The organism is Pseudoxanthomonas sp. Soil82, from assembly GCF_040446535.1.
Classification (GTDB): domain Bacteria; phylum Pseudomonadota; class Gammaproteobacteria; order Xanthomonadales; family Xanthomonadaceae; genus Pseudoxanthomonas; species Pseudoxanthomonas kaohsiungensis.
Genome location: NZ_JBEAAK010000004.1, coordinates 427,204 through 449,320, shown reverse-complemented (window position 1 = coordinate 449,320; position 22,117 = coordinate 427,204). Strand labels below are relative to the sequence as shown.

The following is a 22,117-nucleotide window of genomic DNA, read 5'->3' as shown; positions in this document are numbered from 1 at the left end:
CGATGAGTGGACGTATCCGATTCGCCCCGGCCCTGGCCGTATTGCTGGCAGCGGCCGGCACCAGCGCGCATGCCGCCAGCCTGGAGCCGTTCACCGCCGACTACCAGGCCCGCTACCTGGGCATGCAGGCCACCGGCAGCATGACCCTGGCCGCCCAAGGCGAGAACCGCTGGAAGTACAGCCTCGACATCAGCAACCAGCTCGGCAGCCTGAGCCAGAGCACGGTGTTCGAGGAGCACCAGGGCCGGCTGCGTCCGCTCAGCAGCAGCGATCGCGCCGCGGCACTGATGAAGAAGAAGAACGTCGATGCCACCTACGACTGGGAAACCGGCCAGGCCACCTGGAGCGGCGACGTCAAGCCCGAGCGCCGCGGCCCGGTGAAGCTGCAGCCCGGCGACATGGATGCGCTGCTGATCAACCTCGCGGTCACCCGCGACCTGGCCGACGGCAAGCCGCTGAGCTACCGCATGGTCGACGAGGGCCGGGTGCGGCAGATGCAGTGGGAGGTCGTCGGCAAGGAAGCGGTCACCGTGGATGGCGCCAGCAAGCAGGCCACCAAGGTCGTCCGCCGCACCGACAAGCGCGAGATGTACGTGTGGCTGGTGCCGGGCATGCCGGTGCCGGCGCGGGTGCTGCAGCGCGAGAACGGCATCGACACGGTCGACCTCACGGTGAAGTCGGTGCGCTGAAGCGCGGCTCCTTCTCGACGCCATCCATGCGGCGTCGGCGGAAACCCGCGGTTACCGACCGCCGGCCGGAGTGCCCGTGTCGAACACGGTCCTGCAGTCGACCCGGATCACCTCGCCACTGCGGTACCAGCGGAAGGTGGTGCACTCCCGCCGGCCTTGCCGCTCGCGGCTGGCGGTGACCGCGTAGAGCGACTGCGCGATCTCGGTGCGGGTGACCGTGCCGTCCTCGTTCCAGTCCATGTCCGCGGTCTCGATGCCGCGGGTGGCGGCCATCCCGGCCCAGCCGGCCCAGGCCACGGCCAGCAGCAGCACCGCCATGATCGCCAGCAGCAGCTTGCGGCGCGGCGTCAGCTTGCCCTTGAGCAGCATCAGCCGGTGATCCTGCGGATCTTGGCGCCCAGCGCACCGAGCTTCTCCTCGATGTTCTCGTAGCCGCGGTCGAGGTGGTAGATGCGGTCGATCGTGGTCTCGCCCTCGGCCACCAGCCCGGCCAGGATCAGCGACGCCGACGCGCGCAGGTCGGTCGCCATCACCGGCGCGCCGCTCAGGCGCTCGTTGCCGCGCACGATCGCCGTGTGCCCGTCGATCTGGATGTCCGCGCCCAGGCGCAGCAGCTCGTTGACGTGCATGAAGCGGTTTTCGAAGATCGTTTCGCTGATTACGCCCACGCCCTCGGCCACGCAGTTGAGCGCCATGAACTGGGCCTGCATGTCGGTCGGGAACGCCGGATACGGCGCGGTGGTCAGGCTCACCGCCCGAGGCCGCTTGCCATGCATGTCCACGGTGATGCTGTCCGCGGTCGTGGTGACCTCGGCGCCGGCCTCGGCCAGCTTGACCAGCACCGCGTCCAGGGTGTCCGGTCGCGCCTTGCGCGCGGTCACGCGGCCGCCGGTCATGGCCGCGGCGACCAGGAAGGTGCCGGTTTCGATCCGGTCGGGCAGCACGGCGTGGCGGCCGCCGCTGAGGCGTTCGACGCCGTGGATGGTGATGCGCGACGTGCCCGCGCCTTCGATCCGCGCGCCCAACGCGTTGAGGCAATCGGCCAGGTCGACGACCTCCGGCTCCATCGCCGCGTTCTCGAGCACGGTGGTGCCTTCGGCCAGGGTCGCGGCGGCCATCACGTTCTCGGTGCCGGTCACGGTGACCATGTCGAAGACGAAGCGCGCACCCTTCAGCCGCTGCGCCCTGGCCTTGATGAAGCCGTTCTCGACCGTGATCTCCGCGCCCAGCGCCTGCAGGCCCTTGATGTGCTGGTCGACCGGGCGCGAACCGATCGCGCAGCCGCCCGGCAGCGAGACTTCCGCGGCGCCGTGGCGGGCCAGCAACGGGCCGAGCACCAGGATCGAGGCGCGCATGGTCTTGACCAGCTCGTAGGGCGCCACGTGCTGGTTGACGCTGCGCGGATCGACCACCAGGCTGCTGCCGCGCGCCAGCGTGCCCTGGTCGAACTCGACCCCGGCGCCGAGCTCGCTGAGCAGCTTGATCGTGGTGACCACGTCGTGCAGGTGCGGGACGTTGAGGATCTCCACCGGCGCATCGGCCAGCAGGGTCGCGCACAGGATGGGGAGCACGGCGTTCTTGGCGCCGGAAATGACGACTTCGCCCTGGAGCGGCGCGCCGCCGGTGACAACGATCTTCTGCATCTGCAATCCGATTGGGGTGGCGGCGCGGCGGCTCAGGCCGTCTCGTCGGGGGTGACGGTCTTCAGGGCCAGGGCGTGGATCGCCCCGCCCATGAGCTCGCCCAGGGTCGCGTAGACCATGCGGTGGCGGGCCAGCGGCAGCTTGCCGCGGAAGGCCTCGGCGACCACGGTCGCCTCGAAGTGCACGCCGTCGTCGCCCTGCACCTGGGCGCGGGCGCCCGGCAGGCCGTCCTCGATCATGCGGCGGATGGTGTCGGCGTCCATGGATCGCTTGGCCTAGAATGAAGCCCCGCATTCTAGCGAATCCGGCCGCCCCGGACCGAGCCCGCATGAGCCAGCCGCCCCAGACGGCCGCCACCGCACCGACCACACCGGCACCGACCCCGGCCAGCCTGGCCGCCAGCGGCCGCCGCGTGCTGGAGATCGAGCGCCAGGCGCTGGCCGCCGTCGGCGAACGCATCGGCGGGGAGTTCGCCCGCGCCTGCGCGCTGGTCATGGCCGGGCGTGGCCGCGTGGTCGCCACGGGCATGGGCAAGTCCGGCCACATCGCGCGCAAGATCGCCGCCACCCTGGCCTCCACCGGCACCCCGGCGTTCTTCGTCCATCCCGGCGAGGCCGGCCACGGCGACCTGGGCATGATCACCGACGCCGACGTGGTCCTGGCGATTTCCTACTCGGGCGAGTCCGACGAGATCCTGATGCTGCTGCCGGCGCTGCGCCGCCAGGGCAACACCGTCATCGCGATGACCGGCCGGCCGCAGTCGACGCTGGCGCGCGAGGCCGACGTGCACCTGGACGTGTCGGTGCCCGCCGAAGCCTGCCCGCTGCACCTGGCGCCCACGTCCAGCACCACCGCCACCCTCGCCCTGGGCGACGCGCTGGCGGTGGCGCTGCTCGAGGCGCGCGGCTTCACCGCCGACGACTTCGCCCGCTCGCACCCGGCCGGCAGCCTCGGCCGCCGCCTGCTGCTGCACATCGACGACGTCATGCACGGCGGCGATGCCCTGCCCCGGGTCGATGCCGGCGCCAGCGTGGCCGAAGCGCTGGTTGAGATGAGCCGCAAGCGCCTGGGCATGACCGCGGTCGTCGACGACGGCGGCAGGCTGCTGGGCCTGTTCACCGACGGCGACCTTCGCCGCGCGCTCGACCAGGGCGTGGACGTGCGCCAGACCCCGATCGCCGAGGTCATGACCCGCAACCCACGGACCGTCCGCGCCGGGCAGATGGCCACCGAGGCGGCGCACCTGATGGAGCAGCACCGCATCAACGGCCTGGTCGTGGTCGACGCCGACGGCCGCGCGGTCGGCGCGCTCAACATTCACGACCTGTTGCGCGCGCGCGTGGTTTAACGGCCCATCCGCAACAGGACCCCCCGTGCCCTACGATCCCCTCGCCCACGTCGATGCCCAGATCCGCGAACGCGCCGCGCGCATCGGCCTGGTCTGCCTGGACGTGGACGGCACCCTGACCGACGGGCGCCTGTACTTCGACGGCGACGGCCGCGAGATCAAGTCCTTCAACGTCCTGGACGGCCAGGGGCTGACACAGCTGCGGCGCTTCGGCATCCATGTCGCGCTGATCACCGCCCGCAACAGCCAGGCCGCGAAGCGGCGCGGCGACGACCTGCGCCTGGAGACCTTCATCGGGGTCAAGGACAAGCTGACCTGCATGGACGAGCTGGCCGCGCGCCATGGCCTGGACCGCCAGCGCACCGCCTTCGTCGGCGACGACCTGCCGGACCTGGACTGCCTGCGCGTGGCCGGCCTGTCGGTCGCGCCGGCCAACGCCCACCCGTGGATCGCCGAGATCGTGCACTGGCGCACCCGGGCGCGCGCCGGCGAGGGCGCGGTCCGCGAAGTCTGCGACGTGCTGCTGGCCGCGCAGGGCCACGTGCCCGCGATCCTGGCAGGCGCGGCCCATTCGCGCGACGGATCCCGCGCATGAGCTGGCGCAAGCTGCTGGGCCTGGCGCTCCTGGTGGCGGCCGTGGCCACCGGCTGGCTGGCCTGGAACCGGCGCGACCGCGGCGAACCGCAAGCCGACGTCACGGAGCGGTCCGACTACGTATTGCGCGATTTCGAGATGGCGATGCTCGGCAAGGACGGCATCGAATCGGTGCGGCTGCAGGCGCCGGAACTGCAGCGCAATCGCGAGGACCAAAGCCTGGCCATCCTCCAGCCGCTGTTCCTGATGCCCGGCGAGGACGGCGGCTGGCGGCTGGCGGCCGACCAGGGCTGGGTCAATTCCGACGGCAGCCTGGCAAGGCTCGAAGGTAATGTGAAAGGCGACAGCGCCGAAGGCCACCCGGTGCCGACCACCCTCCGCACCGACCGGCTGGAGCTGCTGCCGGACAAGCACCTGGCCCGGACCGACGACCGCGTCACCCTGACCCAGCCGGGTATCATGCAGACCGGCGTAGGCTTCGAGGCCAACCTGCGGACCCAGCGGTACAAGTTCCTCTCCCAAGTCAAGACCCGCTATGAACCCTCTTCGCGCCGCTGACCTGCGCCGCCTCCTGGCCGCGACCCTCCTGTCGGCCGTCGTGCTGCCCGCGCTGGCGCTGGCCAAGACCTCCGATCGCGACCAGCCGATGACGCTGGACGCCGACGCGTCCGTCTGCAACCAGGCCGACGCCAACTCGCGCTGCGTGTTCAACGGCAACGTCGTCATCGTCCAGGGCACGCTGGAGATCCGGGCGGACCGCGCGGAGATCGTGCGCAGCAACGGCGACATCGCCCAGGTCATCCTCACCGGCAAGCAGGCGACGATGAAGCAGCAGATGGACGACGGCACGATGATGAACGCGCGCGCCGACCGCATCGTCTTCGAGCCGCCCAAGGACCTGCTGACCCTGACCGGCAACTTCAACATCGAGTCGCCGCGCGGCAGCAACAGCGGCCAGCGGATGGTCTACAACATGGGCACCGGGCAGATGCAGAGCGGCGGCGACGGCACCCGCGTGCGCACCGTCATCCAGCCGCGCGCCGCGGCCCCGGCCAAGGGAAGCAACTGATGCTCGTCGCCGAAGGCCTGCGCAAGAAGTACAGGCAGCGCGAGGTGGTCAGGGAGTTCGGCCTGACCCTGGACGCGGGCGAAGTGGTCGGCCTGCTCGGCCCCAACGGCGCCGGCAAGACCACCTGCTTTTACATGATCGTCGGCCTGGTGGCCGCCGATGCCGGCCGGATCGTCCTGGATGGCCGCGACATCACCTCCGAACCGATGTACACGCGCGCCCGCCTCGGCGTGGGCTACCTGCCGCAGGAAGCCTCGGTGTTCCGCAAGCTCACCGTGGCCGACAACCTGCGCCTGGTGCTGGAGCTGCGCCAGGACCTGGACGGCGAAGGGATCGAGCGCGAGCTGTCCTCGCTGCTGGACGAACTGCAGATCGGCCACGTCGCCGACCAGCTCGGCGCCAGCCTGTCCGGCGGCGAACGCCGCCGCTGCGAGATCGCCCGCGCGCTGGCCGCCAAACCGCGGCTGATGCTGCTGGACGAGCCCTTCGCCGGCGTCGACCCGATCTCGGTCGGGGAGATCCAGCGCATCGTGACCCACCTCAAGAACCGCGGCATCGGCGTGCTGATCACCGACCACAACGTGCGCGAGACCTTGGGAATCTGCGACCGTGCGTATATCCTCGCCGAGGGAAGCGTACTGGCGCAGGGGGCGCCGGACGCGCTGCTGGCCGATCCGGACGTGCGCCGGGTCTACCTGGGGGATGAGTTCCGCCTGTAACCCCCCCGGGGGGAACATCCCCTTGCCGGCAGTCCCGTCGCCCCACTACTGGCAGGGACATGAAGGCACGGCTGCAGACATCGCTGGGACAGCAACTGGTCATGACGCCGCAGCTGCGCCAGGCCATCCGCCTGTTGCAGATGTCCACCCTCGAACTGCAGGCCGAGGTCGCCGAGGCGATCGAGACCAACCCGTTGCTGGAATGGACCGAGGACGCGCCGTACGACGCGCCCACCCCGGTCGATGGCACGTCCCCCGGCAGCGGGGCCAGCGGCGCGGACGACGCCGGCGACAGCAGCCGCGACGACCGCGACGGCGAAGACTGGACCCCGGACGAAGCCAGCTGGGATGGGGTCGGCAGCGGCAGCGGTGGCGGCGGCGGTTCCGACGACGACCGCGAAGGTGCCGCCGAGCGCATGGCCGAGCCGGAAAGCCTGGGCGACCACCTGTTGTGGCAGCTGCATCTGTCGCCCCTGTCGGAGCGCGACCGCCGGATCGGCGCGGCGCTGATCGACGCGCTGGACGAGGACGGCTACCTGCGCGAACCGCTGTCGGCCATTGCCGAGACCCTGCTGCCGGAAACCGTGGCCGGCGAGGACGAGATCCTGACCGTGCTGCACCAGTTGCAGCGCTTCGACCCGGTCGGCATCGGCGCGCGCAATCTCGGCGAATGCCTGCGCCTGCAGCTGGAAGTACTGCCGGACTGCACGCCCGGCCGGGCGCTGGCGTTGCGGATCGTCGACGGGCCGCTGGAACGCCTGCCGCGCAGCGGCATCGCCGGCATCGCCCAGGAACTGCGCAGCCCGATCGACCAGGTCGAACAGGCGGTGCAGCTGGTGCGCTCGCTCGACCCGCGCCCGGGCAAGCAGGTCGGCGAAGTGGACCCGGACAACTACGTGATCCCCGACTGCGTGGTCTGGCGCCAGCGCGGCGTGTGGAAGGTCGCGCTGTCACAGCAGGCGATGCCGCGGGTGTCGATCCACCGAGGCTACGAGCAGATGATCCGCCGCTGCGGCGAGAGCGACGCCGGCTACCTGCGCACCCAGTTGCAGGAAGCGCGCTGGCTGCTCAAGAGCCTGGAGGCGCGCGGCGAGACCCTGCTCAAGGTGATGCGCTGCCTGCTGCGGATGCAGGCCGGCTTCCTCGAGTTCGGCGAACAGGCGCTGCGCCCGCTGACCCTGCGCGAGATCGCCGGCGAAGTCGGCCTGCACGAATCCACGGTCTCGCGCGCGATCGCGCGCAAGTACGTGCGCACCCCGCGCGGGACCTTGCCACTGAAGGCGTTCTTCGCGTCCGGCATCGACACCGAGGGCGGTGGCGAGGCCTCCAGTACCGCGATCCAGGCGATGATCCGCCGTCTCATAGACGACGAGAACCCGCGCAAGCCGTTGTCTGACGCCAAGCTGGCCGACCTGCTGAAGCAGGCCGGTATCCCGGTGGCGCGGCGGACCGTGGCGAAGTATCGTGAGGCCATGAACATCTCGGCTTCGCACGAGCGGGTCCGGATCGGCTGAGCGGCACGCACGACCGAAACGCCCGCCTGGGGCGGAGCCGCCATTCGCGGCAACGACCAAGGAGGTACATGATGCGCATCGAAACGTACGGGCAGCAGCTTGAAGTCACCCAGCCCCTGCGCGAGTACGTCGAGGAGAAGCTGCAGCGCCTCGACCGCCATTTCGACCAGCCCATCCAGGTCCGCGTCCAGCTGGGGCTGCGCAAGCCGGCCCACCACGCCGAGGCCAACCTGACGGTGCCCGGCAAGACCCTGCACGCCGACGCCGAAGGCGAGAACATGTACGCGGCGATCGACCTGCTGGCCGACAAGCTCGACCGGCTCATCCTCAAGCACAAGGAAAAGCAGCAGGACCACCACGCCCCGCGGGTGGTCACCGACGCACTCTGACCGGCGCCCTTTGCCCACCCCCGCTCCGTGCCGGCCGCCGCGCGCCGCCGGCACGGACGCCGCATTTGCGCGACAATCGCCCCGTCCCCATCGACGAGGCCGGGCTGCATGAGGAACGCCAGCATCACCGCGCGCGAGCTGTTCGAACAGCAGCAGGAAAAGCTCGGCCTGCGCTGGCTGGCCGGCCGCAAGGGCGAGAACCGCGGGATCGAATCGGGCGACACCAATGCGCGCCGCCCCTCGCTGGCCGGCTACCTCAATGCGGTCTACCCGAACAAGGTGCAGATCCTCGGCAGCGAGGAGCTGGCGTGGCTCGATTCGCTTGACGCGCGCCTGCGCTGGGAGACGATCGAGAAGATCACCCAGTTCCGTCCGCTGGCGCTGGTGATCAGCAAGAACCAGTCCTGCCCCGAAGACCTGCGCACGGCGGCCGAGGAAAGCGACACCCCCCTGTGGGTGTCGCCCAAGCGCGGGCACGAGCTGCTCAACCACCTCTCCTACCACCTCGCCCGCCACCTGGCGCCGCGGGTGACCCTGCACGGGGTGTTCATGGAGATCTACTCGATCGGGGTGCTGATCACCGGGGAAGCCGGATCGGGCAAGAGCGAGCTGGCGCTGGAGCTGCTCAGCCGCGGCCACCGCCTGGTCGCCGACGATGCCCCCGAGTTCACCCAGATCGCACCGGACGTTCTCGACGGCACCTGCCCCGAGCTGCTGCAGGACCTGCTGGAAGTGCGCGGGCTGGGCGTGCTCAACGTGCGCGAGATGTTCGGCGACACGGCGGTGAAGAAGAACAAGTACCTGCGATTGATCGTGCACCTGACCCGGCCGATGACCGAGCCCAACCCGCACGGCTACGAGCGCCTGACCGGCGATTCGGGCACCCGCCACGTGCTGGACCTGGACGTGCCGCTGATCACCCTGCCGGTCATGCCCGGCCGCAACCTGGCCGTGCTGACCGAGGCGGCCACCCGCCTGCACATCCTGCGCACCAAGGGCATCGACCCGGCGGCGATGTTCATCGCCCGGCACAGCAACCTGCTCGAGCGGCGCGGCTCGTGAACGGCGCCCGCCCCACCCTGGTGATCGTCAGCGGCCTGTCCGGGTCGGGCAAATCGGTCGCGCTCAAGACCTTCGAGGACCTGGACTACTACTGCGTCGACAACCTGCCGGTGGAGCTGCTGCCTGCGTTCGTGCGCAGCATGATCCGCGAGGACGGGCTGCCGCCGCGGATGGCGGTGGGCATCGACGTGCGCAGCCGGCACAGCGACCTGAGCCGGCTGTCGGAGTGGCGCGCGACCGCCGAATCCCTCGGCGTGGACGCGCGCCTGCTGTATTTCGAATCAAGCGACGAGGTGCTGCTGCGCCGCTTCGCCGACACCCGGCGCCGGCACCCGCTCACCCGGCTGGGGCTGTCCCTGCCCGAGGCGCTGGCCCGCGAGCGCGAGCTGACCGCGCCGCTGCGACAGGAAGCGGATACCGTCATCGATACCAGCACGCTCAACGTGCACCAGTTGCGGCGCCAGGTCATCACCGGCTTCGCCCTGGAGCACAGCCCGGGGCTGTCGCTGCTGTTCGAGTCCTTCGCCTACCGTCGCGGCGTGCCGGAAGAGGCCGACTTCGTGTTCGACGCGCGGGTGCTGCCCAACCCGCACTGGGACGCTGAATTGCGGCCGCTGACCGGACGCGACGGCCGGGTCCGCGACTACCTCGACGCGCAGCCGGACGTGACGCTGTACGTCGGCCAGGTCGCCGGCTTCCTCGACACCTGGCTGCCCAGGCTGCGCAACGAGACCCGGGCCTACGTCACCGTGGCCTTCGGCTGCACGGGGGGCAAGCACCGCTCGGTCTACCTGGCCGAGCGGCTGGCGGCCCATGCCCGGACCCAGGGCTGGGACGAAGTGGCCACCTACCACCGCGAGCAGGACTGACCGGGCGGACCGGGATCTGCGCCACCGGCGCCGGCCGACGCGCGTCCCCGTAGAGCGGGGCTTGCCCCGCCTCCCCTGTGGCACCGGGCCGGCCGGCAGCGGGGCAAGCCCCGCTCTACCCGGCGGTCATAGCGCTCTGTTAACTTTCCGCCATGGCCTGTGGCATTCTCCTGATCACCCACCCCGGCGTCGGCAGCGCGGTCCTGGCGGTCGCAACCACCCTGCTGCGCAACCTGCCGCTGCGGACGGAAGCGTTCGAAGTGCCCTTCGATGCGGATCTGGAACAGCTGCTGCCGGCCGCTTCCGCGGCGCTGCGCCGGGTCGACGACGGGGACGGCGTGCTGGTGCTGACCGACCTGTACGGCGCCAGCCCCAGCAACCTGGCCGCGAAGGTGGCCCGGTTGGGCACGCCGGTGCGGCGGGTGGCGGCACTGAGCCTGCCGATGCTGCTGCGGGTCATGAATTATCCGGAACAGGGACTGGACCACCTGCCCGCCACGGCGGCGGCAGGCACTCGCAATGGAGCGATCATCGACGATGCTTGAACGTGAACTCACCGTCTCCAACCGCCTCGGCCTCCACGCCCGGGCCACCGCCAAGCTGGTGCAGGAACTGGCGCCGTTCCGCTGCGGCGTGACCCTGCAGGCGAAGGGGCGCGAGGTCAACGCCAAGAGCATCATGGGCGTGATGCTGCTCGCCGCCGGCCAGGGCACCCCGGTGACCGTACGCACCGACGGAGTGGACGAGGCCGAAGCGATGGAGGCCATAGCGTCCCTGTTCGAGCGCCGTTTCGACGAGGACGCCTGAGCATGGGCGCGCCGGGGCTGCCACGCGCTCGGTCGCGCCGTCCCTGCATCGCCGCCACGGCCGGAAGCGCCGGGCCAACGCCATGAGGCACGACTTCGCCGGCCATGGCGCCTCGCGCGGCCTCGCCCTGGGCCGCGCCCGCGTGCGCCTGCCGCACGCGCTGGAGATGGCCGAGCAGCGCGTCCCCGCGGCGCAGGCGGATGCGGAAGCGCAGCGCCTGCATGATGCGCTGGAGGCGGCGCGCGCGGAGATGCGCGCGCTGCGCGAGAAGCTGCAGGGCGCGCTGTCCAAGGAAGCAGTCGAGTTCATCGACCTGCACGCGCTCCTGCTCGACGACCCGGAACTGGTCCAGGCCCTGGAAACGCTGGTCCGGCAGGAGCGCTACTCCGCCGGCTACGCCCTGCGCGTGCAGCGCGACCGCCTGGCCGCCGTCTTCGAGCAGATGGACGACCCCTACCTGCGCAGCCGGCTCGACGACCTCGACCACATCATCGGCCGGATCAACGCGCACCTGCAGCGGCGCGAGCCCCTGCCCCGCGGCACCGCCGGCGAGGTGCTGGTATGCGACAACGTCGCCCCGTCGGAGCTGGCGCAGCTGCAGGCCCAGGGCGTAGTCGCCATCGTCTCGGCCGCCGGCAGCCCGCTCTCGCACAGCGCCATCCTCGCCCGCAGCCTGCACCTGCCACTGGTCGTCGGCGCCGCCGAGGCGCTCGCCCGGATCAACGACGGCGACGTGGTCATGGTCGACGGCGAGACCGGCGAGGTCGTGGTCGACCCCGACGCGGCCGACCTGCGCCGCTACCAGCAGCGCGAACAGCAGGACGCGCGCGCGCGGCGCGACCTGGAACGCCTGCGCAGCAAGCCCACGCGTACCCGCGACGGCGTCGACGTCGCCCTCTACGCCAATGCCGAATCCCGCGAGGACGTGGCCCGCGCGCACGCGCTGGGCGCGGCCGGGGTCGGCCTCTACCGGACCGAGTTCCTGTTCCTGCAGCGCAACGAGCTGCCCGACGAGGACGAACAGTTCCAGGTCTACCGCGACGCGGTGCTGGGCATGAGCGGGCGGCCGGTGACCTTCCGCACCCTGGACCTGGGCGCGGACAAGGCCGACCGCACCGGCCTGAGCCTGGCCAACGAGGACAACCCGGCGCTGGGCGTGCGCGGCGTGCGCCTGTCGCTGCTGTACGACCAGGTGTTCGACACGCAGCTGCGCGCCATCGCCCGTGCTGCCGCCTACGGACCGGTGCGCGTGCTGGTGCCCATGGTCAGCTGCCGCGAGGAGGTGCTGCTGGTACGCCGGCGCCTGCGCCGCGCGGTGGCCGCGGTGAAACGCCGGGGCGTGGTGGTCGAGACCCCGCCGCTGGGCGCGATGATCGAGGTGCCGGCCGCTGCCATCGGCGTGCATGGCCTGGTCGACGCGGTCGACTTCATGTCGATCGGCACCAACGACCTGGTCCAGTACCTGCTGGCGGTGGACCGCAACAACGACGCACTCGGCGACCTGTACTCGCCGCTGCATCCAGGCGTGCTGCGGCTGCTCGCGCACGTGATCGGCGCCGGCGCGCAGTCGGGCACGCCGGTGGCGGTCTGCGGCGAGATGGCGGGAGACACCCGCCTGGCGCCGCTGCTGCTGGCGATGGGACTCAGGGAGTTCAGCCTGCATCCGGCGAGCCTGCTCGAGCTGCGTCGCGCGATCCGCGAATGCCGGCTCGACAGCCTGCGCGAACGGGCCGGCAAGCTGCTGCAGGCCCGCGACCGCAACGCGATCGAGCGCTGGCTGCAGGAAGCGGTGTCCCGGTAGGAGCCGGGGAGACCGGACATCCGTCCGTGGAAAAGCGCCCGCGACACTGGCGCCGTCGGCACAGGCGACGCCTTCATGGTTCCGCGCCCGGTCGCCAGCAAGCGGCTCCTACACAAGGCGGCGCATGCGGGCGATAATGGCGGCCATGAACGCCTGACCCGCCGCGCACCTCCACCGCGGCACCCGCCCGCCACCGGAGACGCGCATGGCCGAAGCCGTCCGCCACGACAAGACCGCGCGCCAGCTGCGCCTGCTGTCCGATGCGCTGGACAGCGGCCGGCTGGGCCCGGTGCGGCGGCTGGTCAACACCCTGGCCCCGGCCGAGATCGGCAACCTGCTCGAGTCGCTGCCGCCGGGCAAGCGCGAGGTCGTCTGGGGCCTGGTCGACGCCGAAGACGACGGCGAGGTGCTGCTGCACGTCGGCGACGAGGTCCGCGAGAGCCTGATCGCGGACATGGACCCGGACGAGCTGGTCGCCGCGGTCGAGGACCTGGACATCGACGACCTGGCCGACCTGGTCGAGGACCTGCCCGACACGGTCATCGACGAGGTCCTCAAGTCGATGGACCGCGAGAACCGCGAGCGCCTGGAGCAGGTGCTGTCCTACCCCGAGGACAGCGCCGGCCGCCTGATGAACCCCGACGTGGTCACCGTGCGCGCCGACGTCAACGTCGACGTGGTGCTGCGCTACCTGCGCCTGCGCGGCGAGCTGCCCGACCACACCGACCACCTGTACGTGGTCAGCCGCCGCCACCAGTACCTGGGCCGGGTGTCGCTGGCGTCGCTGGTCACGCACGAGGATTCCACCCCGATCAACCGCCTGATCGATGACGAACAGCCGGCCATCGACGTGGGCGAAGGCGCGCAGGAAGTGGCGCGCCAGTTCTCCGACCACGACTGGGTCTCGGCGCCGGTGGTGGACGACAACAACATCTTGCTCGGCCGCATCACCATCGACGACGTGGTCGACATCATCCGCGAGCAGGCCGAGCACCAGGCCCTGGGCGCGGCCGGCCTGGACGAGGACGAGGACCTGTTCTCGCCGGTCAGGCGCGCCGTGCGCGGTCGCGTGGTCTGGCTGGGCATCAACCTGTTCACCGCGTTCCTGGCGGCCAGCGTGATCGGGCAGTTCGAGGTGACCCTGCAGAAGATCGTCGCCCTGGCGGTGCTGATGCCGATCGTGGCCGGCATCGGCGGCAACGCCGCGGTGCAGGTGCTCACGCTGATGGTGCGCGGCCTGGCCCTGGGCCAGGTCGGCCCGAGCAATGCCAGGATCCTGCTCTGGAAGGAGCTCCGCGTGGCCCTGATCAACGGCATCCTGATCGGCGGCATCGTCGGGATCATCGCGTTCCTCTGGTTCCACAGCCCGCTGCTGTCGCTGGTGATCGCCCTGGCCCTGGTGTTGAACTTTTGCGCCGCCGCCAGCGCCGGCGTCCTCCTGCCCCTGCTGCTCAAGCGCATGAACATCGACCCGGCCGTGGCCGGCACGGTGGTCGTCACCGCGGTCACCGACGTGATGGGCTTCTTCTGCTTCCTGGGCCTGGCCACGCTGATCCTGCTGCACTGACTCGGCCCGGCACGGGGCTTTTTCCTACGCGTACCACCGCTCCGCGCCGAGCGCGGACGCAGTCCGCCTGGGCGAAGCTGCGGGTCCATCCTCCGCGAACGCTGTCATGCGCGCCTTGCTGCTGGTCCTGCTGTGCTTCCTGGCCTGGCCGGTGCTGCCCGCACCCGCGACCGCGCCGATGCTGGCCACGTCGTACCGGCACGGCGTCGCGGTGCCGGAGTTCCTGGTCAGCGAGAAGCTCGATGGCGTGCGTGGCCGCTGGGACGGCCAGCGGTTGTGGACCCGGGGCGGTGCGCCGGTCACTCCCCCACCCGGCTTCACGCGCGGTTGGCCGGGCGAGCCGATGGAGGGCGAACTGTGGCTCGGGCGCGGCCGCTTCGACGAGGTGAGCGCCCTCGTCCGTCGCCTCGACGCCGACCCACGCGCCTGGCGCGGAGTGCGGTTCATGGTGTTCGACCTGCCCGCGCACCCGGGGCCGTTCACCGGGCGGGTCGTGCGCATGCGCCGGCTGGTGGCGGCCGCCGGCTCGCCGACGCTGGCGATGATCCCACAGCGTCATTTCGGGTCCGCCACCGAACTCGATGCCGAACTCGCCCGCGTGGTCGCCGCCGGCGGCGAAGGGCTGGTGCTCCACCGCGGCGCTGCGCTGTACCGCGCCGGTCGCAGCGACGACCTGCTCAAGTACAAGCCCTACCAGGATGCCGAGGCGCAGGTGGTCGCGCACCACCCCGGGCAGGGCAAGTACGCCGGGCGGCTGGGCGCGGTGCAGGTCCGCACCGCGGACGGCCGGCAGTTCCGCATCGGCAGCGGCTTCACCGACGCACAACGCGGCGACCCGCCACCGGTGGGCACGTGGCTGACCTACCGCTACAACGGGCTGACCTCCAACGGCCTGCCACGCTTCGCCCGCTTCGTGCGCGTGCGCGACGAGCTGCCGCCGCCGGATCCGCTCCGCTGAACCACCCCTCGCGCCAGGCACGAATGCCCTTCCATGCGACAGCACTGCCTCCCTGCATGCATCCGCTGGAGTGGCGCCAACGCCTGCCGGCGCCCTGCTTCACCGCCGCGGAGTGTGCCGGCGGCTATGCTGGCGTCCTCGACCGTCCCCACGCCAAGGCGATGCGCCCGAATCCCGTCCTGATCCTCGCCGCCATCCTTTCACTGTTCCTGCCGGTGCTTCCCGCGCATGCCGCCGCGCCTCCTGCGCGTGCCGGCCACTTCGTCGACCGCGAACTCGTGCACGAGGGCCGCCGCTACCCTTATGCGGTGTTCGTACCCTCGTCGACGCACCAGGCGCCGCTGCCGGTGGTGCTGTTCCTGCATGGTTCGGGCGAACGTGGCAGCGACGGCCAGGCGCAGGCCACGGCCGGCCTGGGCAACTGGCTGCGCCGGGACATGGATGCCTTTCCGGCCCTGGTGGTATTCCCGCAGGTGCCCCGCGGCGAGGAGTGGATGGGCAGCAACGCGCGCATGGCGCTGGCCGCGCTCGATGCGGCCAGCGCCGAATTCGGCGGCGACCCGGCGCGCACCTATGCCACCGGCATGTCGATGGGCGGCTACGGCACCTGGGAGGTGGCGCTGGCCGCGCCGCAGCGTTTCGCCGCGCTGGTGCCGGTCTGTGGCGGCGTTAAGCCGCCGCGTGCGGAGCGGCCCACCCTGTTCGTGACCGCAGTCGCCGGCGAGGCCGACCCGTACACCGCACTGGCATCGCGCCTGAAGCACGTTCCGGCCTGGCTGTTCCATGGCGCCCGCGACGACCTGGTCCCGGCGGAGGACGACCGCAGGCTGCACCGCGCCGCACAGGCGGTCGGCGCCGACTTCCGCTACACCGAATACCCCGACGGCAACCACAACGCCTGGGACGCCACCTACTCCGATCCTGCCATGTGGGCGTGGCTGTTCGCCCAGCGGCGCTGACCGACGCCCGGAACACGCGATGCCCGACCTGATCGACGACTACTTCCAGCCCGGCTGGCGCACGCGCGCGGTGGAATGCGCCGCTTGCGAATGGCGTGGCGACAGCCGCGACATGAGCCTGCAGCCGCACGAGGACCTCAGCGAGTACCTGTGCCCGCGGTGCGAGGACATCCTGCTGGTGGTCCGCCATCCCGACCTGGCGCGGGTGCGCGAGGCGGCCGCAGCGGGCCACCCGGAGGCGATCGGGCAGCTGGCCCTGCTGGAGGAGTACCTGCAGGGCCGTCCCCGCAGCTGACCCGCGTCCGGCGTAATCCGCCCACCTGCCCGTAGAGCCGGGCTTGCCCGGCTGCTCCGCGGGCGTCCCGGTCGGGAGCAGCGGGGCAAGCCCCGCTCCACGCGTCAGCCGCGCAGGCGCGCGATCAGCGCTGCGGTCACCGGGTCGGAGGCCTTGGACTCGCCGCGCAACGCCGGCAGCAGCGTATTTGCGACCTGCTTGCCCAGCTCCACGCCGAACTGGTCGAACGCATTGATGCCCCACACCACCGACTGCACGTAGACGCTGTGCTCGTACATGGCCAGCAGCGCGCCCAGCGACTGCGGCGTCAGCGCGTCGAGCAGGATCGTCGTGCTCGGCCGCCCGCCCGGATAGACCTTGTGCGGATCGCCGCTGTCCTGGCCGTTGGCCAGCGCTTCGGTCTGCGCCAGCAGGTTGGACAGCAGCGCCTCGTGGTTGGCCGCATACGGATCGTCGTTGCGCACGGTACCGACGAAATCGGCCGGCACGATCCCGGTGCCCTGGTGCAGGGCCTGGAAGAAGCTGTGCTGCACGTCGGTACCCGCCCCGCCCCACCACACCGGCACGGTATCGGCGGCGACCGGGCTGCCGTCCAGCCGCACGCGCTTGCCCAGCGATTCCATCACCAGCTGCTGCAGGTAGGCCGGCAGCAGGGCCAGCCGCTGGTCGTAGGTCATCACCGCGTGCGAGGCCAGGCCCAGCGCATTGCGGTTCCACACCGCGGCCAGCCCGTGGCGCACGGCCAGGTTGGACTCCAGCGGCGCCTGCAACGCATGCGCATCGAACTGCGCCGCGCCGGCGAGCAACTCCTCGAAGCCGTCCATGCCGATCGCCAGCGCGATCGGGAAGCCGACCGCCGACCACAGCGAATAGCGGCCGCCGACCCAGTCCCACATCGGCAGCACGCGCTCGGCGGCGATGTCGAACGACGCGGCGGCGCGCCCGGGGTTGGCGCTGACCGCGTAGATGCGCTCGCTGCCGCCGAGCCAGTCGCGCACGATCGCGCCGTTGAGCAGCGTTTCCTGGGTGCCGAAGGTCTTGGAGATGAAGATCGCGGCGGTGCGCTTCGGGTCCAGCGGCGCGAGCACGCGCTGCGCGGCGGCGCCGTCGACGTTGGAAATGAAGTGCACCCGGAAGCGGCCCGGCAGCGGCCCGCGCAGGGCGTCGACCACCAGCCGCGGCCCCAGGTCCGAGCCGCCGATGCCTACGCTGACGATGTCGGTGACGTCGCTCGCCGCCAGCGCCTCGACCAGGCCGCGCATGCGCTGGCGCACCTCCGCCGCGACGGCATGGGCCTCGCGCGCGGCCGGTGCCTGCGACAGGTCGCCGCGCAGCGCGGTGTGCAGCACGGCGCGGCCTTCGGTGACATTGATCTTCTCGCCATCGAACAGCCGCCGGAACGCCCCGGCGAGGTCGCGCTGCCGGCCCAGCGCCAGCAGCGCCTCCCACGCCCGGGCGTCGTAACGCTGGCGGGCGAAGGTCGCGTACAGCGGCCCGACCTGCAGGGCCTGCGCTTCGATCCGCCCCGGCTCGTCCTTCAGCAGCCCGGCGATGCTGGCGCCGGACAGGCGCGCGGCGTGGGACTGGAGATCGTCGAAACCGGAAGCGGATGCGGACATCAGGCGGCCTGCTTGGGGATGGAGTGGTTGGTGTGGGTGATGCGGTTGCCGGCGTCCACGTAGACCAGGTCGGGCTTGAACGTGGCGGCTTCGTTGGCGTCGAGCTGGGCGAACGCGGCGATGATCACCAGGTCGCCCACCTGCACGTGGCGCGCGGCGCCGCCATTGAGCGAGATGATCCCGCTGCCTTCGTCGGCGCGGATGGCATAGGTGGTGAAGCGGCTGCCATTGGTGACGTCCCACACATGCACCTGCTCGAACTCGCGGATGCCGGTGGCATCGAGCAGCAGGCCGTCGATCGCCACCGAGCCTTCGTAGTTGAGTTCGGAGTGGGTGACGGTGGCGCGGTGGATCTTGGCTTTCAGCAGGGTCAGGTGCATCGGGACGTCCAATTCTTTCGTGGATGGTAGCAACGCGGCAGGCGTTGCACTGGAAACGATGGCGCGCATCGCGCGATGGCCACCGGCGGATGCCGGCTCAGAACTCGAGGTTGTCGATAAGCCGGGTCGCACCCAGCCGCGCGGCGACGAGCGCGACCTTCGGCCCGGCTTCGCCGTCCAGCGGTTCGGACAGGTCGGGCCGGCGCAGGGTCGCGTAGTCGACCACGAAGCCGGCCTGGCGCAGCTGTTCGGCCGCCTGCGCCTGCACCACCGCGCGCGGCGCGCCGGCCAGGTGCGCCTCGCGCATGTCGCGCAGCACGCGGTGGATGGTGGCCGCGCGCGGGCGATCGTCCGCGCCCAGGTACTGGTTGCGCGAACTCATGGCCAGGCCGTCGGCCTCGCGCACGATGCCGCCGCCGAGGATCTCGATCGGGAACTGCAGGTCGGCGACCAGCTGCCGGATCACCGCCAGCTGCTGGTAGTCCTTCTTGCCGAACGCGGCCACGTCCGGCTGCACCTGGTTGAACAGGCGGCTGACCACGGTGCACACGCCGTCGAAATGGCCCGGCCGGCACTCGCCCTCCAGCACCGCGCTCACGCCGGGCACGCGGATGCGCGAGGCCAGCTCCACGCCGAACGGATACATCGATTCCACCGTCGGCAGCCACAGCACGTCGCAGCCGGCGCCCTCCAGGCCGGCCGTGTCGGCATCGGGCGTCCGCGGATAGCGGGTGAAGTCCTCGTTCGGCCCGAACTGGGTCGGGTTGACGAACACGCTCGACACCACGCGGTCCGCGTACTGCCGGGCCAGCATGACCAGCGAATAATGGCCGGCGTGCAGGTTGCCCATGGTCGGCACGAAGCCCACCCGCAGGCCGTCGCGCCGCCAGCCACGCACGCGCTCGCGCAGCGCCGCCAGTTCGGTGATGGTTTCGATCATGATCCGGTTGGTCTCGGCGTGGAGCGGCGCGTGGGCTCAGGCGTAGGCGTGGGCGGCATCGGGGAAGCTGCCGTCGCGCACGGCATCGGCATAGGCGCGCACCGCGCCGGCGACCGAACCGCCTTCGGCGAGGAAGTCCTTGACGAAGCGCGGGCGGCGGTGGCCGCTGTCCAGCCCGAGGAAGTCGTGCAGCACCAGCACCTGGCCGTCGCAATGCGGGCCGGCGCCAATACCGATGGTGGGCACTGAGACGGCGGCGGTGATCTTCTGCGCGAGCGGGGTCGGCACGCATTCGAGCACCAGCAACGAAGCGCCCGCCTCGACCGCGGCCTGCGCATCGGCCAGCAGCTGCGCGGCGGCCTTCTCTTCGCGCCCCTGCACCTTGAAGCCGCCCAGCTTGAGCACCGACTGCGGGGTCAGGCCCAGGTGCGAGCAGACGGGGATGTCGCGTGCGGCCAGGAAGCGGACCACCTCGAGCTTGTGACCGGCGCCTTCCAGCTTGACCATCTGCGCGCCGGCCTGGAGCAGGGCCACCGACGCATCCAGCGCGCGCTCGGGGGTGGCATCGGACTGGAACGGCAGGTCGGATACCAGCAGGGCCCGCTTCAGCACCCGCGCCACCGCGGCGGTGTGGTAGGCCATGTCGGCCACCGTGACCGGCAGGGTCGAGCCGTGCCCCTGCACGACCATGCCCAGCGAATCGCCCACCAGGACCAGGTCGATGCCATTGGCATCCAGCACCCGGGCGAAGCCGGCGTCGTAGGCGGTCAGCATCGCCAGTCGGCGGCCCTGGCGCTTGGCTTCGGCCAGCGATGGCACGGTCCAGGGCTTCTGCTCGGCATGTACGCTCATCGGCGGCATCTCGTGGGGGGCCTGCGGCGCGCGGCCGGTCCGGCAAGCCCGGCATTATCGCCCAGGGACCGGCAAAGGACAGGCCATCGCCCGCCCGGCGGCCGGATCAGTCCATTCCAGCCACACCCTGCACCGGCTCCACGCCCGTGCCGTCGATCGCACGCAGCGCCTCGGCCACGGTGCCATGGCCGGGGAAGGGTTCGGCGGCGGCGACCTCGGCCAGCGGCACCAGGGCGAACGCGCGCTCGTGCAGGTGCGGATGCGGCACCCGCAGGCCGGGCCGGTCGATCACCTGGCCGCCGTAGAGCAGCAGGTCGAGGTCGAGCACCCGTGGCCCCCAGCGCGACTCCGGCCCGCGTTCGCGGCCGGCCTCGCGCTCGATCCGCAGCAGCGACTCGAGCAGGGCCTCCGGCGCCAGGCGGGTATGCACCAGCGCAGCGGCGTTGATGAAATCGGGCTGGTCCACGCGGCCCCAGGCCGGGGTCCGGTAGAAGCGGGAAAGCGCCAGCAGGCGCGTTTCCGGCAGCGCAGCCAGCGCGTCGGCGGCATGCCGCAGGGCCAGCGTCGGCTGGCCCAGGTTGGCGCCCAGGCCAATGCAGGCGCGAACGCCGTCGAGCGCGGCGGTCATTCGGCCGATGCGGTGGCCGGCCGGCGACGGCGACGGCGGCGACGGCGCGTGGGCGCGTCGTCGCCCTCGCCATCGCCCGCCGCACCGGCCGCTTCCAGGTTCGCCGACAACTCGTCGCCGGAGCTGAGCTGGGCCTGCCGCCAGAACTCCACGTCGGCGGCGTGCGAATCGGACGCGGCCAGGCGCAGGACCAGGAAATCGTAGGCGGCCCGGAACCGCGGGTTGGCCAGCAGGCGGAATACCCGCTTGCGCTGGCGCGAGGAGAAGCGTTGCTGCAGCAGCCAGATCTCCTGCATCGGCAGCGAGAAGCGCTTGGGCAGCGCGATCGTCTGCACCTGGTGCAGGGTCACCCGGTCGGCGGCGCGGCGCTGCGCCTCCTCGGCATGCATGCCCTGCGCCTGCAGCCCGGCCAGGGCACGACAATAGGCCGGCCACAGCAGCAGCGCGAACAGGAACGCCGGCGAGACCGGTTCGTCGGCCGCCACCCGCGCATCGGTGTTGGCCAGGCCCTGGACGAGCATGCGCCGCAGCGCGCCGCTGCGGTTGGAACGCAGCGCGGCGGCCGTTTCCGGCAGCAGCGCGCCCAGCAGCCCGTGCGCCTCCAGGCGCTCGAAGCTGGCCACCGCATGCCCGGACAGGAACAGCTTGAGCATTTCCTCGAACAGGCGCGCCGGCGCGGCCTCGCCCAGCAGCGGCGCCAGCAGCGGGATCGGCGCGGCGGTGGCCGGCTCGATGGTGAAGTCCAGCTTGGCCGCCAGGCGCACCGCGCGCAGCATGCGCACCGGATCCTCGCGGTAGCGGGTCTCCGGGTCGCCGATCAGACGCATGACCCGGGCCTGCACGTCCTCGTAGCCGCCGACGTAGTCGCGCACCGAGAAGTCCTCGATCGCGTAGTACAGGGCGTTGCAAGTGAAGTCGCGGCGGATCGCGTCGTCCTCGATCGTGCCGTAGACGTTGTCGCGGACCAGGCGCCCGTCCTCCAGCTCGCGGTCGCCGCTGCCGTCGTCGCTGTTGGCGCGGAAGGTGGCCACCTCGATGATCTCGCGGCCGTAGACCACGTGGGCCAGGCGGAAGCGCCGGCCGATCAGGCGGCAGTTGCGGAACAGCGACTTGACCTGCTCGGGCGTGGCGTCGGTGGCGACGTCGAAATCCTTGGGGTGCAGGCCCAGCAGCAGGTCGCGCACGGCCCCGCCGACCAGGTAGGCGCCGAAGCCGCCCTCGCGCAGGCGATAGAGCACGCGCAGTGCGTTGGGACTGATATCCCGGCGGGAGATGACGTGCTGCTCGCGCGGAATGCTGCGCAGGACGGGGTGCGGGAGGGGGTGCGGATTGATGGGCATGCTTCCGTGAACGGGACCGGTCCGGCCGGATTGCCGTCCGCCGGGCGCGTGAATATACTAGCGCGCCTTCGCCGG

Annotated in this window: 26 protein-coding genes; 17 read left to right on the top strand and 9 right to left on the bottom strand. The window is 71.4% G+C overall.

All coding sequences use genetic code 11. From position 1 onward, the window contains the following. Positions 1–2 precede the first annotated feature (2 nt). Complete coding sequence (locus ABKA19_RS13380; RefSeq protein WP_353689310.1) at positions 3–689, top strand: DUF3108 domain-containing protein; 687 nt, start codon at positions 3–5, stop codon at positions 687–689. 51 nt (positions 690–740) lie between these two features. Here the strand turns inward: ABKA19_RS13380 and ABKA19_RS13375 are convergent, their stop codons facing one another. Genes ABKA19_RS13375 through ABKA19_RS13365 form a run of 3 tightly spaced genes read right to left on the bottom strand, consistent with a single transcriptional unit; the run spans position 741 to position 2,595 of the window. Then, on the bottom strand, positions 741–1,058 hold the full coding sequence (locus ABKA19_RS13375; RefSeq protein WP_353689309.1) for a hypothetical protein: 318 nt from the start codon (positions 1,056–1,058) through the stop codon (positions 741–743). Further along, positions 1,058–2,332 (bottom strand): UDP-N-acetylglucosamine 1-carboxyvinyltransferase, encoded by a 1,275-nt coding sequence (gene murA, locus ABKA19_RS13370; protein ID WP_162377578.1) that lies wholly within the window; start codon positions 2,330–2,332, stop codon positions 1,058–1,060. Before murA ends, ABKA19_RS13375 begins: the two co-directional genes overlap by 1 nt. 32 nt (positions 2,333–2,364) lie before the next feature. Continuing rightward, a complete protein-coding gene (locus ABKA19_RS13365; RefSeq protein WP_136260146.1) occupies positions 2,365–2,595 on the bottom strand; it encodes a BolA family protein in 231 nt (76 codons plus the stop codon). Positions 2,596–2,660: 65 nt separating this feature from the next. Here ABKA19_RS13365 and ABKA19_RS13360 point away from each other — a divergent pair, with 65 nt between their 5' ends. The 16 genes from ABKA19_RS13360 (at position 2,661) to ABKA19_RS13285 (ending at position 16,283) form a co-directional block, all read left to right on the top strand. Next, positions 2,661–3,680, top strand: coding sequence for a KpsF/GutQ family sugar-phosphate isomerase (locus ABKA19_RS13360; protein ID WP_353689308.1), 1,020 nt, complete (start codon positions 2,661–2,663; stop codon positions 3,678–3,680). A 25-nt stretch (positions 3,681–3,705) separates the two neighbouring features. Continuing rightward, positions 3,706–4,275: a KdsC family phosphatase gene (locus ABKA19_RS13355; RefSeq protein ID WP_162377576.1), complete on the top strand. Its 570-nt coding sequence runs from the start codon at positions 3,706–3,708 to the stop codon at positions 4,273–4,275. Continuing rightward, positions 4,272–4,832 (top strand): LPS export ABC transporter periplasmic protein LptC, encoded by a 561-nt coding sequence (gene lptC, locus ABKA19_RS13350; protein ID WP_353689307.1) that lies wholly within the window; start codon positions 4,272–4,274, stop codon positions 4,830–4,832. Before ABKA19_RS13355 ends, lptC begins: the two co-directional genes overlap by 4 nt. Further along, positions 4,810–5,343, top strand: a complete 534-nt coding sequence (gene lptA, locus ABKA19_RS13345) for a lipopolysaccharide transport periplasmic protein LptA (protein WP_353689306.1) — start codon at positions 4,810–4,812, stop codon at positions 5,341–5,343. The genes lptC and lptA overlap by 23 nt, the downstream gene beginning before the upstream one ends. Beyond that, positions 5,343–6,062 (top strand): LPS export ABC transporter ATP-binding protein, encoded by a 720-nt coding sequence (lptB, locus tag ABKA19_RS13340; RefSeq protein WP_353689305.1) that lies wholly within the window; start codon positions 5,343–5,345, stop codon positions 6,060–6,062. The genes lptA and lptB overlap by 1 nt, the downstream gene beginning before the upstream one ends. 59 nt (positions 6,063–6,121) lie before the next feature. Beyond that, positions 6,122–7,576, top strand: a complete 1,455-nt coding sequence (locus tag ABKA19_RS13335) for an RNA polymerase factor sigma-54 (RefSeq protein WP_162377573.1) — start codon at positions 6,122–6,124, stop codon at positions 7,574–7,576. 71 nt (positions 7,577–7,647) lie between these two features. After that, positions 7,648–7,965 carry a ribosome hibernation-promoting factor, HPF/YfiA family gene (hpf, locus tag ABKA19_RS13330; protein ID WP_162377572.1) on the top strand — a complete coding sequence of 106 codons (318 nt, stop codon included), beginning with the start codon at positions 7,648–7,650 and terminating at the stop codon, positions 7,963–7,965. A gap of 108 nt (positions 7,966–8,073) precedes the next feature. Continuing rightward, on the top strand, positions 8,074–9,027 hold the full coding sequence (gene hprK / locus ABKA19_RS13325) for an HPr(Ser) kinase/phosphatase (RefSeq protein WP_162377571.1): 954 nt from the start codon (positions 8,074–8,076) through the stop codon (positions 9,025–9,027). Beyond that, on the top strand, positions 9,024–9,896 hold the full coding sequence (gene rapZ / locus ABKA19_RS13320; protein ID WP_353689304.1) for an RNase adapter RapZ: 873 nt from the start codon (positions 9,024–9,026) through the stop codon (positions 9,894–9,896). Before hprK ends, rapZ begins: the two co-directional genes overlap by 4 nt. A gap of 152 nt (positions 9,897–10,048) precedes the next feature. Next, positions 10,049–10,441 carry a PTS sugar transporter subunit IIA gene (locus ABKA19_RS13315; RefSeq protein ID WP_162377569.1) on the top strand — a complete coding sequence of 131 codons (393 nt, stop codon included), beginning with the start codon at positions 10,049–10,051 and terminating at the stop codon, positions 10,439–10,441. Continuing rightward, entirely contained in the window at positions 10,434–10,703 is a 270-nt protein-coding gene (locus tag ABKA19_RS13310; RefSeq protein WP_162377568.1) for an HPr family phosphocarrier protein, read from the top strand. Before ABKA19_RS13315 ends, ABKA19_RS13310 begins: the two co-directional genes overlap by 8 nt. 82 nt (positions 10,704–10,785) lie before the next feature. Beyond that, a complete protein-coding gene (gene ptsP / locus ABKA19_RS13305) occupies positions 10,786–12,504 on the top strand; it encodes a phosphoenolpyruvate--protein phosphotransferase (RefSeq protein ID WP_353689303.1) in 1,719 nt (572 codons plus the stop codon). A 205-nt stretch (positions 12,505–12,709) separates the two neighbouring features. Next, complete coding sequence (gene mgtE / locus ABKA19_RS13300) at positions 12,710–14,071, top strand: magnesium transporter (protein ID WP_353689302.1); 1,362 nt, start codon at positions 12,710–12,712, stop codon at positions 14,069–14,071. Between the two features lie 106 nt (positions 14,072–14,177). Then, positions 14,178–15,029, top strand: coding sequence for a DNA ligase (locus ABKA19_RS13295; RefSeq protein WP_353689301.1), 852 nt, complete (start codon positions 14,178–14,180; stop codon positions 15,027–15,029). Positions 15,030–15,190: 161 nt separating this feature from the next. Next, complete coding sequence (locus ABKA19_RS13290) at positions 15,191–15,988, top strand: carboxylesterase family protein (protein ID WP_353689300.1); 798 nt, start codon at positions 15,191–15,193, stop codon at positions 15,986–15,988. A gap of 19 nt (positions 15,989–16,007) precedes the next feature. Then, on the top strand, positions 16,008–16,283 hold the full coding sequence (locus ABKA19_RS13285) for a hypothetical protein (protein WP_353689299.1): 276 nt from the start codon (positions 16,008–16,010) through the stop codon (positions 16,281–16,283). Positions 16,284–16,387: 104 nt separating this feature from the next. Here the strand turns inward: ABKA19_RS13285 and pgi are convergent, their stop codons facing one another. The 6 genes from pgi to pcnB all read right to left on the bottom strand — a co-directional run bounded on the left by pgi (position 16,388) and on the right by pcnB (position 22,042). After that, on the bottom strand, positions 16,388–17,902 hold the full coding sequence (gene pgi / locus ABKA19_RS13280; protein ID WP_353689298.1) for a glucose-6-phosphate isomerase: 1,515 nt from the start codon (positions 17,900–17,902) through the stop codon (positions 16,388–16,390). Continuing rightward, positions 17,902–18,282, bottom strand: a complete 381-nt coding sequence (gene panD, locus ABKA19_RS13275; RefSeq protein ID WP_162377561.1) for an aspartate 1-decarboxylase — start codon at positions 18,280–18,282, stop codon at positions 17,902–17,904. Before panD ends, pgi begins: the two co-directional genes overlap by 1 nt. 97 nt (positions 18,283–18,379) lie before the next feature. Beyond that, positions 18,380–19,222 carry a pantoate--beta-alanine ligase gene (gene panC, locus ABKA19_RS13270; protein ID WP_353689297.1) on the bottom strand — a complete coding sequence of 281 codons (843 nt, stop codon included), beginning with the start codon at positions 19,220–19,222 and terminating at the stop codon, positions 18,380–18,382. A 36-nt stretch (positions 19,223–19,258) separates the two neighbouring features. After that, positions 19,259–20,074 carry a 3-methyl-2-oxobutanoate hydroxymethyltransferase gene (panB, locus tag ABKA19_RS13265; protein WP_353689296.1) on the bottom strand — a complete coding sequence of 272 codons (816 nt, stop codon included), beginning with the start codon at positions 20,072–20,074 and terminating at the stop codon, positions 19,259–19,261. A gap of 106 nt (positions 20,075–20,180) precedes the next feature. Beyond that, entirely contained in the window at positions 20,181–20,702 is a 522-nt protein-coding gene (gene folK, locus ABKA19_RS13260; protein WP_353689295.1) for a 2-amino-4-hydroxy-6-hydroxymethyldihydropteridine diphosphokinase, read from the bottom strand. Then, complete coding sequence (gene pcnB / locus ABKA19_RS13255; RefSeq protein ID WP_502945787.1) at positions 20,699–22,042, bottom strand: polynucleotide adenylyltransferase PcnB; 1,344 nt, start codon at positions 22,040–22,042, stop codon at positions 20,699–20,701. The genes folK and pcnB overlap by 4 nt, the downstream gene beginning before the upstream one ends. Between the last annotated feature and the right edge of the window lie 75 nt (positions 22,043–22,117).

Excerpts from the sequence above, each read along its gene's own strand:
- lptA (WP_353689306.1), top strand. The coding sequence starts at position 4,810 with ATGAACCCTCTTCGCGCCGCTGACCTGCGCCGCCTCCTGGCCGCGACC.
- lptC (WP_353689307.1), top strand. The coding sequence starts at position 4,272 with ATGAGCTGGCGCAAGCTGCTGGGCCTGGCGCTCCTGGTGGCGGCCGTG.
- ABKA19_RS13290 (WP_353689300.1), top strand. The coding sequence starts at position 15,191 with ATGCGCCCGAATCCCGTCCTGATCCTCGCCGCCATCCTTTCACTGTTC.
- ABKA19_RS13380 (WP_353689310.1), top strand. The coding sequence starts at position 3 with ATGAGTGGACGTATCCGATTCGCCCCGGCCCTGGCCGTATTGCTGGCA.
- panC (WP_353689297.1), bottom strand. The coding sequence starts at position 19,222 with ATGATCGAAACCATCACCGAACTGGCGGCGCTGCGCGAGCGCGTGCGT.
- ABKA19_RS13295 (WP_353689301.1), top strand. The coding sequence starts at position 14,178 with ATGCGCGCCTTGCTGCTGGTCCTGCTGTGCTTCCTGGCCTGGCCGGTG.
- ABKA19_RS13375 (WP_353689309.1), bottom strand. The coding sequence starts at position 1,058 with ATGCTGCTCAAGGGCAAGCTGACGCCGCGCCGCAAGCTGCTGCTGGCG.
- ABKA19_RS13315 (WP_162377569.1), top strand. The coding sequence starts at position 10,049 with ATGGCCTGTGGCATTCTCCTGATCACCCACCCCGGCGTCGGCAGCGCG.
- murA (WP_162377578.1), bottom strand. The coding sequence starts at position 2,332 with ATGCAGAAGATCGTTGTCACCGGCGGCGCGCCGCTCCAGGGCGAAGTC.
- mgtE (WP_353689302.1), top strand. The coding sequence starts at position 12,710 with ATGGCCGAAGCCGTCCGCCACGACAAGACCGCGCGCCAGCTGCGCCTG.
- ABKA19_RS13310 (WP_162377568.1), top strand. The coding sequence starts at position 10,434 with ATGCTTGAACGTGAACTCACCGTCTCCAACCGCCTCGGCCTCCACGCC.
- lptB (WP_353689305.1), top strand. The coding sequence starts at position 5,343 with ATGCTCGTCGCCGAAGGCCTGCGCAAGAAGTACAGGCAGCGCGAGGTG.
- pcnB (WP_502945787.1), bottom strand. The coding sequence starts at position 22,042 with ATGCCCATCAATCCGCACCCCCTCCCGCACCCCGTCCTGCGCAGCATT.
- ABKA19_RS13360 (WP_353689308.1), top strand. The coding sequence starts at position 2,661 with ATGAGCCAGCCGCCCCAGACGGCCGCCACCGCACCGACCACACCGGCA.
- panB (WP_353689296.1), bottom strand. The coding sequence starts at position 20,074 with ATGAGCGTACATGCCGAGCAGAAGCCCTGGACCGTGCCATCGCTGGCC.
- panD (WP_162377561.1), bottom strand. The coding sequence starts at position 18,282 with ATGCACCTGACCCTGCTGAAAGCCAAGATCCACCGCGCCACCGTCACC.
- ABKA19_RS13365 (WP_136260146.1), bottom strand. The coding sequence starts at position 2,595 with ATGGACGCCGACACCATCCGCCGCATGATCGAGGACGGCCTGCCGGGC.
- hprK (WP_162377571.1), top strand. The coding sequence starts at position 8,074 with ATGAGGAACGCCAGCATCACCGCGCGCGAGCTGTTCGAACAGCAGCAG.
- pgi (WP_353689298.1), bottom strand. The coding sequence starts at position 17,902 with ATGTCCGCATCCGCTTCCGGTTTCGACGATCTCCAGTCCCACGCCGCG.
- ABKA19_RS13285 (WP_353689299.1), top strand. The coding sequence starts at position 16,008 with ATGCCCGACCTGATCGACGACTACTTCCAGCCCGGCTGGCGCACGCGC.
- hpf (WP_162377572.1), top strand. The coding sequence starts at position 7,648 with ATGCGCATCGAAACGTACGGGCAGCAGCTTGAAGTCACCCAGCCCCTG.
- ptsP (WP_353689303.1), top strand. The coding sequence starts at position 10,786 with ATGAGGCACGACTTCGCCGGCCATGGCGCCTCGCGCGGCCTCGCCCTG.
- folK (WP_353689295.1), bottom strand. The coding sequence starts at position 20,702 with ATGACCGCCGCGCTCGACGGCGTTCGCGCCTGCATTGGCCTGGGCGCC.
- ABKA19_RS13335 (WP_162377573.1), top strand. The coding sequence starts at position 6,122 with ATGAAGGCACGGCTGCAGACATCGCTGGGACAGCAACTGGTCATGACG.